The following is a 15,090-nucleotide window of genomic DNA, read 5'->3' on the forward strand; positions in this document are numbered from 1 at the left end:
GCCGCCCGGCTTTTTTATTGAGTAAAAATCGTGAATACACTCGAACAAACCATCGGCAATACCCCTCTGGTCAAACTTCAGCGTCTGGGACCGGACAACGGCAGCGAAGTCTGGGTCAAACTCGAAGGCAATAATCCGGCCGGCTCGGTGAAAGATCGCGCCGCGCTGTCGATGATCGTCGAAGCGGAAAAGCGCGGCGAAATTCAGCCCGGCGACGTGCTGATCGAAGCGACCAGCGGCAACACCGGTATTGCGCTGGCGATGATCGCCGCGCTGAAAGGCTACCGGATGAAGCTGTTGATGCCCGACAACATGAGCCAGGAGCGTCGGGCCGCGATGCGCGCTTACGGCGCCGAGCTTATCCTGGTCAGCAAAGAGCAGGGGATGGAGGGTGCCCGCGACCTGGCTCTGGAGATGGCCCAGCGCGGAGAAGGCAAACTGCTCGATCAGTTTAACAACCCGGATAACCCCTACGCCCACTACACCACCACCGGGCCGGAAATCTGGCAGCAGACCGCGGGGCGTATCACCCACTTTGTCTCCAGTATGGGGACCACCGGCACCATTACCGGCGTGTCACGTTTTCTGCGTGAACAGAGTAAACCGGTGACCATTGTTGGCCTGCAGCCGGAGGAGGGGAGCAGTATTCCCGGGATCCGCCGCTGGCCGGCAGAGTATATGCCGGGGATCTTTAACGCTTCGCTGGTGGATACGGTGCTGGATATTCATCAGCAGGATGCTGAGAACACCATGCGTCAGCTGGCGGTGCGGGAAGGCATTTTCTGCGGCGTCAGTTCGGGCGGCGCGGTAGCGGGCGCGTTACGCATAGCCCGCGAAAATCCTGGCGCGGTGGTGGTGGCGATTGTCTGCGATCGCGGCGATCGTTACCTTTCCACCGGCGTCTTCGGCGAAGAACACTTTAGCCAGGGGGCGGGCATTTAATCATCAAGCAGGTCGGTGCCGTAGGAGTTATCGACGGTGCACAGCCAGCGTTCGCCCTGCTTCTGAAAGACATAGGTGGCGCGTCGCGTAACCTGGGATATCCCGTCCGCCGTCGGGATATCCAGCCGGGTCTCCATAATCACCAGCGCATTGCCGCCGCCTTCAATAACCTCCATTTTCCCCTGAGTCACCACCAGTCGGTGCTGGAAATAGTCGGCAATGGCGATAAAGGCTTTGCGGATATTCTCTTTCCCTCTGACCACCATGCCCGGTTTGACGACCAGCGCGGCGTCTTCTGCGTAATAACTCATCAGGGTATCGTAATCTTCCTGCGAGATAGCGCTATCGCAGGCTTCAATGACCGCTTTCAGTGCCAGGTCAGGGTGATGCATCTCTGGTGCTCCTTGTTGTGAGCGATTTGTCCGCCTCGGCGATCAGGGCATGCAGGAAAGACTAGCCTGTTGTCGTTTATTTTTCATTAATTTGTCGGCAGCTGCCATCACTCCCCGATACGTTCGGTGGACTGCCTGCGTCAGGGGGCGTCTAAGGCCTGCGCAATATCGGCCGCCAGGCGGGAAATCTCAGCGTCACTCAGACGGCCCAGCGACAGGCGTAGCCCGTGGGAGGGCGTACGGATGCCAAACACCTCTCCCTCCCGGACCAGCCAGCCGGCGCGGGCCAGGCGTAAGGCGTAGGGCTGGCTCGCCGCTGGCAGCGGCAGCCAGAAATTGAGGCCATCCCCTGGCGTAGCATGGCTGAAGCCGTGCCGGGCCAGCGCCGCCGCCAGTTTCTCATTCTGCTGGCGATAGTGACGACGGGTCTCCGTCATCGAGGCGATAAACGCCTCGTCGGTCAGGCAGGCCAGCGTCAGGTCCTGCAGCAGATGGCTGACCCACTGGCTGCCGGCGTTAAGCCGCAGGCGCAGCGCCGCTGAAGTAGCGGCATCGCTGGCGATAAAGGCCAGCCGTAGGTCTGGTCCGAGGGTTTTTGACATCGAGCGCACCAGCGCCCAGCGTTGGGTGCTTGCAGGAAGAGGGGAGTGCCATGGCGTGGCCGACAGCAGGGCAAAATGGTCATCAACAATCGCCAGTACCTGCGGATAGCGGGCTAGCACCTCCCGCAGAGCATGCGCCCGGGTTTCCGTCAGGCTACAGCCGGTAGGATTATGCGCGCGCGGGGTTAAGATCATCGCCCGTGCTCCGTTGCGTAACGCCTCCTCCAGGTCGTCAGGATCCATCCCTTCGGCATCCACCGCCACCGGGCAGGGGGTAAAACCGGCGTAACGCACCATATTGATGCTGCTGAGAAAACAGGGATCTTCCACCACAACGCCGTCGCCGGGGAGCAGCAGAGCGCACAGCAGGCGCTCCAGGGCGTCTATCGCCCCGCTGGCGAGATTCACCGCAAAGGGAACGGCTATCTCTCTGGCAAACCACGCCTCGGCCCATTGGCCAAGCCGCGGCTCGATGGGCGCATCGCCATACAGGCGGGGCGTGCGGGCTATCTGGCCCAGATAGCGGGGTAAATCAGGCAGTCTGGCCGGATCCGGATTGCCGCTGGAGATATCGTTCAGCGGGGTCGTTGGGTCACCTCCCTCCAGCGCCGGCAGTGTGTCCCGCGCTTTAATGGCTGTACCGTTGCGTCCCTGACTGACGGCCAGCCCGGAGGTCACCAGCCGTTTATAGGCGGCGGCGACAGTGTTGCGATTCACTGCAAGCTGGCTGGCGAGTTCACGTACCGGCGGCAGAACCTCTCCGGGCTGCAACCCGCCGCTCTGCACCAGATGGCGGATGTTATCGAAGATTTCGCTGGCGGTTTTTCCGGCTAACATTATTGACCTATGACAAAATGGAATTTAGCATAGGACGAATCATAATCAGTGCGTGACCCGCTGTCCAGCGGGGGGAGAAAAGATGGGCCAGCAGGATGATATACAATCAGTGCTCTTTCACGACAAAAGCCGGGCGTCGGAAGTGGATATCGTCGCCGTGCAGTCGCAGGTAGTCTATGGCAGCGTCGGCAACAGCATCGCGGTTCCGGCGATTAAACAGCATGGTCTGCGCGTGCTGGCGGTGCCGACGGTGCTGTTCAGCAATACGCCCCATTATGAGACGTTCTATGGCGGCATTATTCCGGAAGAGTGGTTTGTCGGGTATCTGCAGGCGCTGGAGGAGCGCGACGCGCTGCGCGAACTGCGTGCGGTCACCACCGGCTATATGGGCAGCGCTGTGCAAATCGAACGCCTGGCGCAGTGGCTGACGCGCGTACGGGCCCGCCATCCCGGGTTGTGCATTCTGGTGGATCCGGTCATCGGCGATGTCGACAGCGGCATCTATGTCAAGGCTGAGATCCCGGACGCCTATCGTCAGCACCTGCTGCCGCTGGCGCAAGGGATCACCCCCAATCTGTTCGAACTGGAGACGCTGAGCGGCCAGCGCTGTCGCGATCGGCAGGAGGCGGTCGCCGCGGCGCGAAGCCTGCTGTCGGACACCCTCAAATGGGTGGTGATCACCAGCGCGCCGGGAGAGGCCGATTCAACGATCAATGTGCTGGTGGTGACGGCCGATGCAGTGGAAGTGGTGGTTCACCCGCGGGTGGAGACAGACTTAAAAGGAACCGGCGATCTGTTCTGCGCGGAGCTGGTGAGCGGGTTGCTTTCCGGACTGGCGCTGGGGGCAGCGACGCAGGCTGCTGCCCAGCGCGTGCTGGAGGTGATGAACTGGACTGCCGCCCAGGGGTGTGACGAATTGATCCTACCGCCGCTGGAGCAAAGCAGATGAAAAGCTATCGGTTAGTGATCCGCCAGCAGGGACGCATTGTTGGTCATTTTGATACGACAGGTGAGGCGGCGCTGGAGGATGCCTGCGTGGCGCGGTCGCTGTTCGGCCTGGCCGGTGGATATCAGTGCGAACTGCTGGTCGCTGACAGCGAGCGGCGAATTCTGGAGAGCACCCCGGAGGGATTGCGCGTCTTGTCCCGCGAGAAGTGCTATCGACCGGTAACCTGCGCGGTATAAAAAAATGGCGCCTTTCGGCGCCATTTTTATGCAGCAAGCATTACTTCTTGATGCGGATTACCGGGGTTTCACCCACGGTCACGCTACCGGACAGTTTGATCAGCTCTTTGATCTCGTCCATGTTGGAGATAACCACCGGCGTCAGAGTCGACTTGGCTTTCTCTTCCAGCAGCGGCAGATCAAATTCGATAACCGGATCGCCGACTTTCACGCGCTGACCTTCTTCAGCGATACGCTTGAAGCCTTCGCCTTTCAGTTCAACGGTATCAATACCGAAGTGAACGAACAGCTCGATGCCGCTATCAGATTCAATAGAGAACGCGTGGTTGGTTTCGAAAATTTTACCAATGGTACCGTCTACCGGCGCGACCATTTTGTTGCCAGTCGGTTTGATGGCAATCCCATCGCCCACAATTTTTTCCGCAAAAACCACATCCGGCACGTCTTCAATGTTGACGATCTCACCGGAGAGGGGAGCAACAATCTCAATAGTTCCGGTGTCTTTCTTGTCATCAGAAACCAGAGATTTCAATTTATCAAACAAACCCATGATCTTCTCCTAAGCAGTAATTTGGGCCGCGCATCTCGTGGATTAGCAGATTGTTTTTTCTTCAATGAACTTGTTAACCAGCGTCATTAACTCGTCCGTTGTCGGTTGAGCAAGAGCCTGCTCTGCTAATACTTTCGCATCTTCGAAGTTCGTATTACGAATAATCTTCTTGATGCGCGGGATGGAAATGGCGCTCATAGAGAATTCGTCCAGCCCCATACCCAGCAACAGAAGTGTAGCACGTTCATCGCCCGCAAGCTCACCGCACATGCCAGTCCATTTACCTTCAGCGTGAGAAGCATCAATAACTTGCTTAATCAGATTCAGTACAGACGGTGACATCGGCTGGTAAAGATGTGAAATCATATCATTACCACGGTCAACTGCCAGAGTATATTGCGTTAAATCATTGGTGCCGATACTAAAGAAATCAACTTCTTTGGCCAGATGACGAGCAATAGTCGCCGCAGCCGGTGTTTCCACCATCACGCCGATCTCAATGGATTCGTCAAATGCTTTACCTTCGTCACGCAGTTCCTGTTTGTAGATTTCGATCTCTTTCTTCAGCGCACGCACTTCTTCAACAGAGATGATCATCGGGAACATAATGCGCAGCTTACCGAAAGCGGAGGCACGCAGGATGGCGCGAACCTGGTCGCGCAGGATCTCTTTACGATCCATCGCAATACGCACGGCACGCCAGCCGAGGAACGGGTTCTCTTCTTTCGGGAAGTTCATGTACGGCAGCTCTTTGTCGCCGCCGATATCCATGGTACGGACGATAACGGCCTGAGAACCACAGGCCTCAGCCACCGCTTTATAAGCCGCAAACTGTTCTTCTTCAGTTGGCAGCGCGTCACGGTCCATGAACAGGAATTCGGTACGATACAGACCTACGCCTTCGGCGCCGTTGCGCTCAGCACCTTCGACATCGCGAACGGTACCAATGTTGGCGCAGACTTCAACCTGATGGCCGTCGAGGGTAATCGCCGGCAGATCTTTCAGTTTCGCCAGTTCGGCTTTTTCTTCCGCAACCTGAGCCTGCAGACTACGCAGCGCTTCAATTTGCTCGTTAGACGGGTTGATCAGAACCTGGTTGTTCACCGCGTCGAGAATCAGATAGTCGCCATTTTTCACCTGCGCCGTGATGCTGCCGGTGCCCACGATGGCCGGCAATTCCAGGGAACGCGCCATGATAGAGGTGTGGGAGGTACGACCGCCCGCATCGGTGATGAAACCCAGCACTTTTTTCAGGTTCAGCTGTGCGGTTTCAGACGGGGTCAGATCGGCGGCGACGAGGATGACTTCATCCTGAATCGCACTCAGATCGATGATTGCCAGACCAAGGATGTTGCGCAGCAGGCGCTTACCGATATCACGTACGTCAGCCGCACGTTCTTTCAGGTATTCATCATCCAGCTCTTCCAGGGCAGTGGCCTGACCGTCGATAACTTCATTGGCTGCCGCGTCGGCAGTCATGTGCTTATCTTTAATCAGGGCTATGATTTCCTGCTCAAGCTCCTCATCTTCCAGCAGCATAATATGCCCTTCGAAGATGGCTTCTTTTTCTTCACCGAAAGTTTCACCAGCTTTGGTTTTGATGACCTCCAGCTGGGCGGAGGCCTTGGCGCGGCCGCTCAGGAAACGTTCGACTTCCTGATCAACCTTATCGGCAGAAATTTTCTTCCGGTCGATGACAATTTCATCTTCCTTCAGCAGCAATGCTTTGCCGAAGGCGATACCCGGGGATGCTAAAATGCCTGAAATCATAACCCTACCTTACTTGTGACTGATATGAAAAAGAACCCGTGAACTTACTCGAGTTCAGCCATCAGTTTAACCAGATGCTCAACAGCTTTCTGCTCATCTTCGCCTTCAGCGGAGAGGGTCACTACGGTGCCCTGGGTCAGGCCCAGAGTCTGCAGTTTGAACAGGCTTTTGGCGCTGGCGCTTTTGCCGTTGGAGGTTACAGTGATCTCAGAAGTGAAGCCTTTAGCTTCTTTAACAAACTGAGCAGCAGGGCGGGTGTGCAGACCGTTCGGAGCGGTAATGGTAACTTCTTGCTGGAACATTATATTTCCCCAACTTATAGGTTTAGTGTTGTGGACCTAAAGTCTAGTCTAACGACTCGACTTTAGCCTGTATTGTTAGCGCCGGCGTTACGTTTCCGGCCTTGGCGTCGGCAGCGCCTGGCGCTGCGAAGACCTGCGGGCCATTGACGTCTAGCACGTCATTAAACATTATGCCGCGAAAGGAAGACTTGAACCAAATCATAAAATCGATTCAGCTGGCGGAAATCCTCTTCTGAATAATTTCGCGCATCAAAATAAATGTGCTGGTTAAATACCAGACCCTACGAGGTGAATCAATGCCAGGAGGGGTAAAACTTTGACGTGTGCCACAAAAAAGCACCCGAAAAGGTGCTTTTTTACACATTATTTACAAGCTGGCACTACTGTTGCAGCTCTTTCTCAGTGAAGAGATCGGCGAACAGCGCGGTGCTTAAATAACGCTCACCTGAGGAAGGCAGGATAACCACAATATTCTTATTGGTAAAGGCCTCATCTTCCTGCAGCTTCAGCGCGGCGGCAACGGCGGCCCCGGAAGAGATACCCGCCAGGATGCCTTCTTCTTCCATCAGGCGGCGCGCCGTGGAGATAGCTTCCTCGTTGGTAATGCCGATCACTTTGTCGACCAGCTTCAGATCCAGGTTGCCAGGAATGAAGCCGGCGCCGATACCCTGAATTTTGTGCGGACCCGGCTTGAGCTCTTCCCCCGCCAGCGCCTGGGCGATCACCGGGGAATCGGTCGGTTCAACGGCGACGGTGATCAGATCTTTTTTACCTTTGGTGTTTTTGATATAGCGGCTGACGCCGGTCAGCGTTCCGCCGGTACCTACGCCGGAGATAAACACATCCACCTGACCATCGGTATCTTCCCAGATTTCCGGGCCGGTAGTCTTCTCGTGGATTTCCGGGTTAGCCGGGTTGCTGAACTGCTGCAGCAGCAGGAATTGTTCCGGGTTGCTGGCGACAATCTCTTCCGCTTTCTGGATAGCGCCTTTCATGCCTTTGGCGCCTTCGGTCAGCACCAGGTTGGCGCCCAGGGCTTTCAGCAGCTTACGACGCTCGATGCTCATGGTTTCCGGCATGGTTAGCGTCAGTTTGTAGCCGCGGGCCGCCGCCACGTAGGCGAGGGCGATACCGGTGTTGCCGCTGGTCGGCTCGACCAGTTCCACGCCAGGTTTCAGAACGCCGCGCTTTTCAGCATCCCAGATCATATTGGCGCCGATACGGCATTTTACGCTAAAGCTCGGGTTACGAGATTCTACCTTTGCCAGGATACGGCCATTACCGATGCGGTTCAGTCGTACCAGCGGCGTATGACCGATAGTCAGGGAGTTGTCTTCAAAAATCTTACTCATGGCCCGTCCTTAACTGTATGAAATTTGGGGGTACGGCATCAGCATACCCGCTTAAAGAAATATGCGGAAGTAAGGATTTAGCATATCTATATGCGGAAGGGAAATAATGATAAGCAAGAAGGAATAAGCGCGATATAAGGGAGCGGCCTTTGCCGCCCCCAAGTGAAGGTGTTACCGCTATTTCCAGCTGGCGTGTCTATCGCGATAGCAATCGACCCACATGGCGGTGGCGCCGCAGATAGCCACCGGGAGGATCACCAGGTTTAACACCGGGATCATTGTGAACAGGCTGGTGAGCGCCCCAAACTGCATATTCATCACTTTGCGACTGCGCAGCGCTTCGCGCATGGTTTTGAAGGGAACCTTGTGATTATCAAAGGGATAATCACAGTATTGAATCGCCAGCATCCATGCGCTGAACAGGAACCAGAGTACCGGGGCTACCGTCTGGCCAACGCCGGGAATAAAGTAGAGCAGCAACAGCACGATGGCGCGCGGCAGATACCAGGCCAGCTTCTGCCACTCACGCTTCATAATCCGCGGAATATCTTTCATGATGCCAAAGACGCCGACGTCCGGCGGGGTAGCGCCGGTCAGGCGCGCTTCCAGCTGTTCCGCCAGCAGGCCGCTGAACGGCGCGGCTATCCAGTTGGCGATCGTCGAAAAGAAGTAGCCAAACACCAGCAGGATTGAGAGCACTACCACCGGCCACAGCAGGTAGTTTAGCCACTGCAGCCAGTCCGGCACATGGCTCATCAGCGAGGGGATCCAGCTGCCGAGACGGGTAAACAGCCACCAGAAGGCAGCGCCCATCAGCAGCACGTTAACCAGTAAAGGCAGGAAGACATAACGCCGTATGCCCGGCAGCCCGATGAGTTTCCAGCCCTGCGAAAAATAATAAACGCCGCTGCGCGGGGTCGGTGCGGATGATGAAACCATAGCCAGGCATTGCTCCTTTTTTAACATCCGGTGTGAATGCTCGCTTATTTTATCGGGTCGTCAGACAATAACCAGTTAGGAAATGTTCGAAAAAACAGCAAAAAGCACGATTTAGTTCATCTTTATGTGGTGAAAGCGACCGACGCACTTGCACTTGAGGTAATCGGCAAATACTCTTAGTGAGTAAATGTTTGCCGTGGTGGCAAGGTGTTAGAACAACAGAGAATATAATGATGCAGGATTTGCGTCTGATATTAATCATTGTTGGCGCGATCGCCATAATCGCTTTACTGGTACATGGTTTCTGGACCAGCCGTAAAGAACGTTCTTCGATGTTTCGCGATCGCCCACTGAAACGTATGAAGTCGCGCGACGATGAGTCGGAAAACGACGACTTTGATGATAATGTTGAAGGCGTAGGAGAAGTCCGCGTTCATCCGGTGACTCACGCCCCGCACGGCGCGCATGGGGAGCATGAAGCCCCTCGTCAGTCGCCGCAGCACCAGTACCAGCCGCCTTACGAGCGCCAGATGCAGCAGCCTGCGCGTCCTGAAGAACCGGTTCGCCAGCCGCCGCAGCCGCCGCGCCAGGCCCCGGTTCCACCGCAGCAACAGCCTGCGCCGCATGCGGCTCCGCAGCCTGGCTGGCAACAGCCGCAACCTGCGCAGCCGCCCGTACAACCGCAACACCAGCCGCAGCCTGTTGTGCAGCAGCCTGTCGCGCCGCAACCGGTGACGCCGACCGTCGCTCAGCCGCAGCCAGCCGCCCCGCAGCAGCCTGCGCCACAGCCTGTTGCCGCGTCGCAGCCCGCCGTCGCGGAACCGCAGCCGGTAGAGCCGCAGCAGCCCGCCGCGCCGCAGCCGAAAGAGCGCAAAGAGACGGTCATTGTGATGAACGTCGCCGCGCATCATGGCGCCCAGCTTAACGGTGAAGTGCTGATCAACAGTATCCAGCAGGCCGGCTTTAAGTTTGGTGAAATGAATATTTTCCACCGCCACCTAAGTCCGGACGGCAGCGGTCCGGTGTTGTTCAGTCTGGCCAACATGGTGAAACCGGGAACCTTCAATCCGGACAGCATGGCGGATATGATGACCCCTGGGGTGACTATCTTTATGCAGGTCCCTTCCTACGGCGATGAATTGCAGAACTTCAAGCTGATGCTGCAGTCTGCGCAGTATATCGCTGACGAAGTGGGCGGCGTGGTGCTTGACGATCAGCGTCGCATGATGACGCCGCAAAAACTGCGTGAATACCAGGATCGTATTCGCGAAGTGAAAGACGCGAACGCCTGACGTTCCGCGTTAACTCAATTCCTTCTCAACCCCCGCCTGTCGGGGGTTTTTTATCATTGATGGTGTGATATGGAACCAATCGAACAACAACTGACTGAACTGCGAACCACGCTTCGCCATCATGAATATCTGTACCACGTTATGGACGCGCCGGAAGTGCCGGATGCGGAATATGACCGCCTGATGCGCAAGCTGCGCGAGCTGGAGAGCCAGCACCCGGAGCTGATTACCCCGGATTCGCCAACACAGAGGGTGGGGGCGGCGCCACTCACCGCCTTTAGCCAGATCCGCCATGAAGTGCCGATGCTGTCGCTGGATAACGTGTTTGACGAAGAGAGCTTTCTCGCCTTCAACAAGCGGGTACAGGATCGCCTGAAAAGCACAGATCATCTTACCTACTGCTGCGAGCTTAAGCTCGACGGCCTCGCGGTGAGCATTCTCTATGAAAACGGCGTGTTGGTGCAGGCGGCAACCCGCGGCGACGGCACCACCGGCGAAGATATTACCTCTAACGTGCGAACTATTCGCGCCATCCCCCTCAAGCTGCATGGCGAGAATATTCCTGCACGCCTTGAGGTACGTGGGGAAGTGTTCCTCCCGCAGGCCGGGTTTGAAAAAATCAATGAGGAAGCTCGCCGCACCGGCGGGAAAGTGTTTGCTAACCCGCGTAATGCGGCAGCGGGTTCGCTGCGCCAGCTCGATCCGCGCATCACTGCGAAGCGACCGCTTACTTTCTTCTGCTACGGCGTGGGCGTGCTGGAGGGCGGCGAGCTGCCGGCCAGCCACTCGGCTCGGTTGCTGCAGTTCAAAGCATGGGGGCTGCCGGTGAGCGATCGCGTCACCCTGTGCCATACCCCCGAGGAAGTGCTTACTTACTATCGTAAAGTCGAGGAAGAGCGTCCCCACCTGGGCTTTGACATTGATGGCGTGGTGATCAAAGTCGATTCGCTGGCGCTGCAGGAACAGCTGGGTTTCGTCGCCCGCGCGCCGCGCTGGGCCGTGGCCTTTAAGTTCCCGGCACAGGAGCAGATGACCTTTGTCCGGGACGTGGAGTTCCAGGTGGGCCGCACCGGGGCGATTACGCCGGTGGCGCGTCTGGAGCCGGTCCATGTTGCCGGCGTGTTGGTGAGCAATGCCACCCTGCATAATGCCGATGAAATTGAACGCTTAGGCTTGAAAATCGGCGACAAGGTGGTGATTCGCCGGGCAGGCGATGTGATCCCGCAGGTGGTTAACGTGGTGCTTTCCGAGCGTCCGGCGGATGCCCGGGATGTCGTCTTCCCGACCCACTGTCCTGTATGTCAGTCAGACGTTGAACGGGTGGAAGGCGAGGCGGTAGCCCGCTGTACGGGCGGCCTGATCTGCGGCGCGCAGCGCAAAGAGTCGCTCAAGCACTTCGTCTCCCGTCGCGCGCTCGACGTTGACGGCATGGGCGACAAGATCATCGACCAGCTGGTGGAGAAAGAGTACGTCCATACCCCGGCGGATCTGTTCCGGCTGACGGCGGGGAAACTGACCGGGCTGGATCGGATGGGGCCGAAGTCCGCGCAAAACGTAGTCAACGCCCTCGAGAAAGCCAAAGAGACGACCTTCGCACGCTTCCTCTACGCCTTAGGTATTCGCGAGGTAGGAGAAGCGACGGCGGCGGGCCTGGCGGCGCATTTCGGCACTCTCGAAGCCCTGGAGCAGGCTTCCATTGAGGAGCTACAGAAAGTTCCTGATGTCGGCATCGTCGTCGCTACCCATACCTTCAACTTCTTTGCCGAAGAGAGCAACCGCGATGTCATTGCGCAACTGCTGGCGGAGGGGGTTCGCTGGCCTGCGCCGGTGGTGGTGAAGGCGGAAGAGATTGATAGCCCGTTTGCAGGCAAAACCGTGGTCCTTACCGGCAGCCTCAGCCAGCTGTCGCGCGATGACGCCAAAGCGCGTCTGGTGGCGCTGGGGGCGAAGGTGGCAGGCAGCGTGTCGAAGAAAACCGACCTGGTGATTGCCGGCGAAGCGGCGGGGTCTAAGCTGGCGAAAGCGCAGGAGCTGGGCATCGAGGTGATTGACGAAGCCGAAATGATGCGTCTGCTGGGAGAATAACGTGGATAAAGCGCAGCTGGTCGAGATAGCCAATACCGAAATGCCGTTCGGTAAATACAAGGGACGTCGCTTAATCGATGTCCCGGAAGAGTATTTATTGTGGTTCGCGCGTAAGGATCAATTCCCTGCCGGGCATCTTGGCGAACTGATGGCGTTGACCCTGCTGATTAAAACTGAGGGGCTGAGCGATCTGGTCCAGCCCCTGAAGAAAGCGCGTTAGGCTTTGGCCGCGTTGGCCTTTTCCTCAGCGAGACGCGCATCGGTTTGCTGCTTGTAGCGCCGCGCCAGCACCGCGCAGACCATCAGCTGGATTTGGTGGAAGATCATCAACGGCAGCACCATGATGCCGAGGATGGAGGTCGGGAAGAGAATATTGGCCATCGGAATGCCGTTGGCCAGGCTCTTTTTCGAACCGCAGAAGACGATGGTAATCTCATCGGCTTTGTTAAAGCCGCAGCGGCGGGCGACAAAGACGTTGACCGCGATGACGATGGCCAGCAGCACCAGGCTGACCACCACGATAAACAGCAGCGATCCCAGACCGACTTTATGCCAGATGCCATTCACCACCGCCTCGCTAAAGGCGGAGTAAACCACCAGCAGAATCGAGGTCTGGTCGGTCTTACCAATCCACTTCTTATGCTTCGCCACCCAGTCGCCAATCCACGGCCGCGATAAGTGACCGAGCACGAAAGGCAGCAGCAGCTGCAGCATAATTTTACCGACCTGCTCCAGACTGCCGCCTGCGCCGTGAAGGTTCATCAGGACCCCCACCAGTAACGGGGAAACAAAGATCCCCAGCAGGCTGGAGGCCGAGGCTGAGCAAACCGCAGCCGCGACGTTGCCCCCGGCCAGCGAAGTAAAGGCGATAGCGGATTGCACGGTGGCCGGCAGAATGCACAGATAGATAAAGCCGCTGTAGAGCATCGGATCGACATTCACCGGCGCCCACCAGGCAAACAGAACCCCGAGTAGCGGGAAGAGAATAAAGGTGCTGCACATCACCCAGAGATGCAAACGCCAGTGGCTGCCGCCGGCGATAATCGCCTCCCGGGAGAGTTTAGCGCCATGCATAAAGAACAGTAGCGCGATGGCGGCGGTGGTCAGATGTTCAAAGAAGGGGACGAAAGCGCCACGGGCCGGGAAGAATGAGGCCAGCAGGACAACGGTGATTAGCGTGGCCGTAAACGGATCGAGAATACGGAAAAGTTTCATAAACGCTCCTGAAAAGAGATGCGCTATTGTGCTTTTTTTCATTTGAGAAATAAAATTGATTTATTGCATCTATTCATGAATAAAAAAGATGAATTACTCTCTGCGTCAGTTAAAAGTATTTGTCACCGTCGCCCGGGCCAGAAGCTTCAGCCGGGCAGGGGAGATGATTGGCTTAAGTCAGTCGGCCGTCAGCCATAGCGTCAAGGAGCTGGAGCATCAGACCGGCGTCCGTCTGCTCGACCGTACTACTCGCGAAGTGGTGCTCACCGAGGCGGGTCAGCAGCTGGCGGGCAGGCTGGAACGTTTGCTTGATGAGTTGACGATTACCCTGCGTGACGCCGGGCGGGTAGGCCAGCAGCTGAGCGGCACCGTCAAGGTCGCCGCCAGTCAGACGATTTCCGCCCACCTTATTCCGCAGTGTATTGCTCACAGCAATCGTCGTTATCCCGATATCGATTTTGTGCTGCACGATCGGCCCCAGCAGTGGGTGCTGGAAAGTATCCGCCAGGGGGAAGTGGATTTTGGCATCGTGATTGATCCGGGCCCGGCGGCAGACCTTCAGTGTGAAGTGGTTCTGGCGGAACCATTTTTGCTGCTCTGCCGGGAGGATCATCCTTTTGCCAGCCTGACAGAAGTGCCGTGGCAGGCGCTGCAGGATGAAAGGCTAATCCTGCAGGATTATGCGTCCGGCAGCCGCCCGCTGATCGATGCGGCCCTCAGCAGGCTGGCTATCCGGGCGAACATCGTCCAGGAGATTGGCCACCCGGCAACGCTGTTTCCGATGGTAGAATCGGGAATTGGCATCAGCGTTCTGCCGGCGCTGGCGCTACCGTTACCGCAGGGGAGCCATCTGACGGTGAAACGGCTGACTCCGGTGATGGAGCGGCAGCTGATGCTGGCATGCAGGAAAAATCGCTCGCTGTCGACCGCCGCTCAGGCGTTATGGGAAATTGTGCGTGAAGAAGGGGAGAATTTAACCGCCGCCAGGGTTGAAGATCCGCTATATCAGCGCTGACAGAGGGGATTGCTGCGGAGGGACTCGTGGCAGGGCCATGTTCCGCGCATAGCAAAAAGGCGCCTTTAGGGCGCCTTTTTACATTGGTGGGTCGTGCAGGATTCGAACCTGCGACCAATTGATTAAAAGTCAACTGCTCTACCAACTGAGCTAACGACCCGAAGTGGTGGGTGATGACGGGATCAAACCGCCGACCCCCTCCTTGTAAGGGAGGTGCTCTCCCAGCTGAGCTAATCACCCACTTCGGTACTTCACATTTTGACAGAAAATCCAGCTGGCGAGAAAGTGGTGGGTGATGACGGGATCGAACCGCCGACCCCCTCCTTGTAAGGGAGGTGCTCTCCCAGCTGAGCTAATCACCCCCGCTGTGTGGAGTCGCATTATAGGGAGAGTTGAAAATGAGTCAACGCCTTTTCTAAAGAATTCGTTCGTTCGTCGTAAAATTAAACAAAGCGATCGCGAAACCGGCGCCATAGCATGATTTATAAACAAAAATGGCAAACCGTGACGTTCCGATGGGAACAACATTGAGGAATCAGCCCACGGTGTTAGAATATTGACCCATAATTTCCACCGGACATTGCCGGCTATCGGCATCTTTATTAAACGTAA

The 15,090-nt window shown here is 56.9% G+C and carries 15 protein-coding genes and 3 tRNA genes; 7 read left to right on the forward strand and 11 right to left on the reverse strand.

From position 1 onward, the window contains the following. Window positions 1-30: 30 nt before the first annotated feature. On the forward strand, window positions 31-942 hold the full coding sequence (gene cysM / locus DR88_RS06195; RefSeq protein ID WP_004145610.1) for a cysteine synthase CysM: 912 nt from the start codon (window positions 31-33) through the stop codon (window positions 940-942). Here cysM and DR88_RS06190 read toward each other — a convergent pair. Together DR88_RS06190 and ptsJ are read right to left on the reverse strand one after the other, a co-directional pair. Then, on the reverse strand, window positions 939-1,334 hold the full coding sequence (locus DR88_RS06190; protein WP_004890521.1) for a YybH family protein: 396 nt from the start codon (window positions 1,332-1,334) through the stop codon (window positions 939-941). The genes cysM and DR88_RS06190 overlap by 4 nt on opposite strands. Window positions 1,335-1,474: 140 nt before the next feature. Further along, window positions 1,475-2,773 carry a MocR-like B6 salvage transcription factor PtsJ gene (gene ptsJ / locus DR88_RS06185; protein WP_004149250.1) on the reverse strand — a complete coding sequence of 433 codons (1,299 nt, stop codon included), beginning with the start codon at window positions 2,771-2,773 and terminating at the stop codon, window positions 1,475-1,477. Window positions 2,774-2,855: 82 nt separating this feature from the next. Between ptsJ and pdxK the strand changes: the two genes are divergently transcribed. Both pdxK and DR88_RS06175 read left to right on the forward strand, forming a co-directional pair. Continuing rightward, window positions 2,856-3,722, forward strand: coding sequence for a pyridoxine/pyridoxal/pyridoxamine kinase (gene pdxK / locus DR88_RS06180; RefSeq protein ID WP_004174917.1), 867 nt, complete (start codon window positions 2,856-2,858; stop codon window positions 3,720-3,722). Beyond that, window positions 3,719-3,958, forward strand: a complete 240-nt coding sequence (locus DR88_RS06175; protein ID WP_002913605.1) for a hypothetical protein — start codon at window positions 3,719-3,721, stop codon at window positions 3,956-3,958. Before pdxK ends, DR88_RS06175 begins: the two co-directional genes overlap by 4 nt. Window positions 3,959-3,998: 40 nt before the next feature. Here DR88_RS06175 and crr read toward each other — a convergent pair whose 3' ends face one another. From crr to cysZ, 5 genes are all read right to left on the reverse strand, one after another. Next, window positions 3,999-4,508 carry a PTS glucose transporter subunit IIA gene (gene crr / locus DR88_RS06170; RefSeq protein WP_000522253.1) on the reverse strand — a complete coding sequence of 170 codons (510 nt, stop codon included), beginning with the start codon at window positions 4,506-4,508 and terminating at the stop codon, window positions 3,999-4,001. Window positions 4,509-4,550: 42 nt separating this feature from the next. Next, on the reverse strand, window positions 4,551-6,278 hold the full coding sequence (ptsI, locus tag DR88_RS06165) for a phosphoenolpyruvate-protein phosphotransferase PtsI (RefSeq protein WP_002913506.1): 1,728 nt from the start codon (window positions 6,276-6,278) through the stop codon (window positions 4,551-4,553). 44 nt (window positions 6,279-6,322) lie between these two features. Then, entirely contained in the window at window positions 6,323-6,580 is a 258-nt protein-coding gene (ptsH, locus tag DR88_RS06160; RefSeq protein WP_002913505.1) for a phosphocarrier protein Hpr, read from the reverse strand. Window positions 6,581-6,960: 380 nt separating this feature from the next. After that, complete coding sequence (cysK, locus tag DR88_RS06155; RefSeq protein WP_002913498.1) at window positions 6,961-7,932, reverse strand: cysteine synthase A; 972 nt, start codon at window positions 7,930-7,932, stop codon at window positions 6,961-6,963. A 177-nt stretch (window positions 7,933-8,109) separates the two neighbouring features. Next, complete coding sequence (cysZ, locus tag DR88_RS06150; protein ID WP_004174922.1) at window positions 8,110-8,871, reverse strand: sulfate transporter CysZ; 762 nt, start codon at window positions 8,869-8,871, stop codon at window positions 8,110-8,112. A gap of 230 nt (window positions 8,872-9,101) precedes the next feature. Here cysZ and zipA point away from each other — a divergent pair, with 230 nt between their 5' ends. From zipA to DR88_RS06135, 3 genes are all read left to right on the forward strand, one after another. Further along, window positions 9,102-10,163, forward strand: coding sequence for a cell division protein ZipA (zipA, locus tag DR88_RS06145; protein WP_004151995.1), 1,062 nt, complete (start codon window positions 9,102-9,104; stop codon window positions 10,161-10,163). 69 nt (window positions 10,164-10,232) lie between these two features. After that, window positions 10,233-12,248, forward strand: a complete 2,016-nt coding sequence (gene ligA, locus DR88_RS06140) for an NAD-dependent DNA ligase LigA (protein ID WP_004180820.1) — start codon at window positions 10,233-10,235, stop codon at window positions 12,246-12,248. A gap of 1 nt (window position 12,249) precedes the next feature. Further along, on the forward strand, window positions 12,250-12,468 hold the full coding sequence (locus tag DR88_RS06135; protein WP_002913440.1) for a DUF3820 family protein: 219 nt from the start codon (window positions 12,250-12,252) through the stop codon (window positions 12,466-12,468). Here the strand turns inward: DR88_RS06135 and DR88_RS06130 are convergent. Beyond that, window positions 12,465-13,463 (reverse strand): bile acid:sodium symporter family protein, encoded by a 999-nt coding sequence (locus DR88_RS06130; protein WP_002913439.1) that lies wholly within the window; start codon window positions 13,461-13,463, stop codon window positions 12,465-12,467. The genes DR88_RS06135 and DR88_RS06130 overlap by 4 nt on opposite strands. A gap of 88 nt (window positions 13,464-13,551) precedes the next feature. On the opposite strand from DR88_RS06130, the gene DR88_RS06125 reads away from it, so the two are divergent. Beyond that, window positions 13,552-14,478 carry a LysR family transcriptional regulator gene (locus tag DR88_RS06125; RefSeq protein WP_002913438.1) on the forward strand — a complete coding sequence of 309 codons (927 nt, stop codon included), beginning with the start codon at window positions 13,552-13,554 and terminating at the stop codon, window positions 14,476-14,478. An 84-nt stretch (window positions 14,479-14,562) separates the two neighbouring features. Here the strand turns inward: DR88_RS06125 and DR88_RS06120 are convergent. From DR88_RS06120 to DR88_RS06110, 3 genes are all read right to left on the reverse strand, one after another. Next, window positions 14,563-14,638 (reverse strand) — tRNA-Lys (locus DR88_RS06120). Window positions 14,639-14,642: 4 nt separating this feature from the next. Continuing rightward, window positions 14,643-14,718, reverse strand: a tRNA-Val gene (locus DR88_RS06115). Window positions 14,719-14,764: 46 nt separating this feature from the next. Further along, window positions 14,765-14,840 (reverse strand) — tRNA-Val (locus DR88_RS06110). Window positions 14,841-15,090 lie beyond the last annotated feature (250 nt).

The organism is Klebsiella pneumoniae (assembly GCF_000742135.1).
GTDB lineage: Bacteria > Pseudomonadota > Gammaproteobacteria > Enterobacterales > Enterobacteriaceae > Klebsiella > Klebsiella pneumoniae.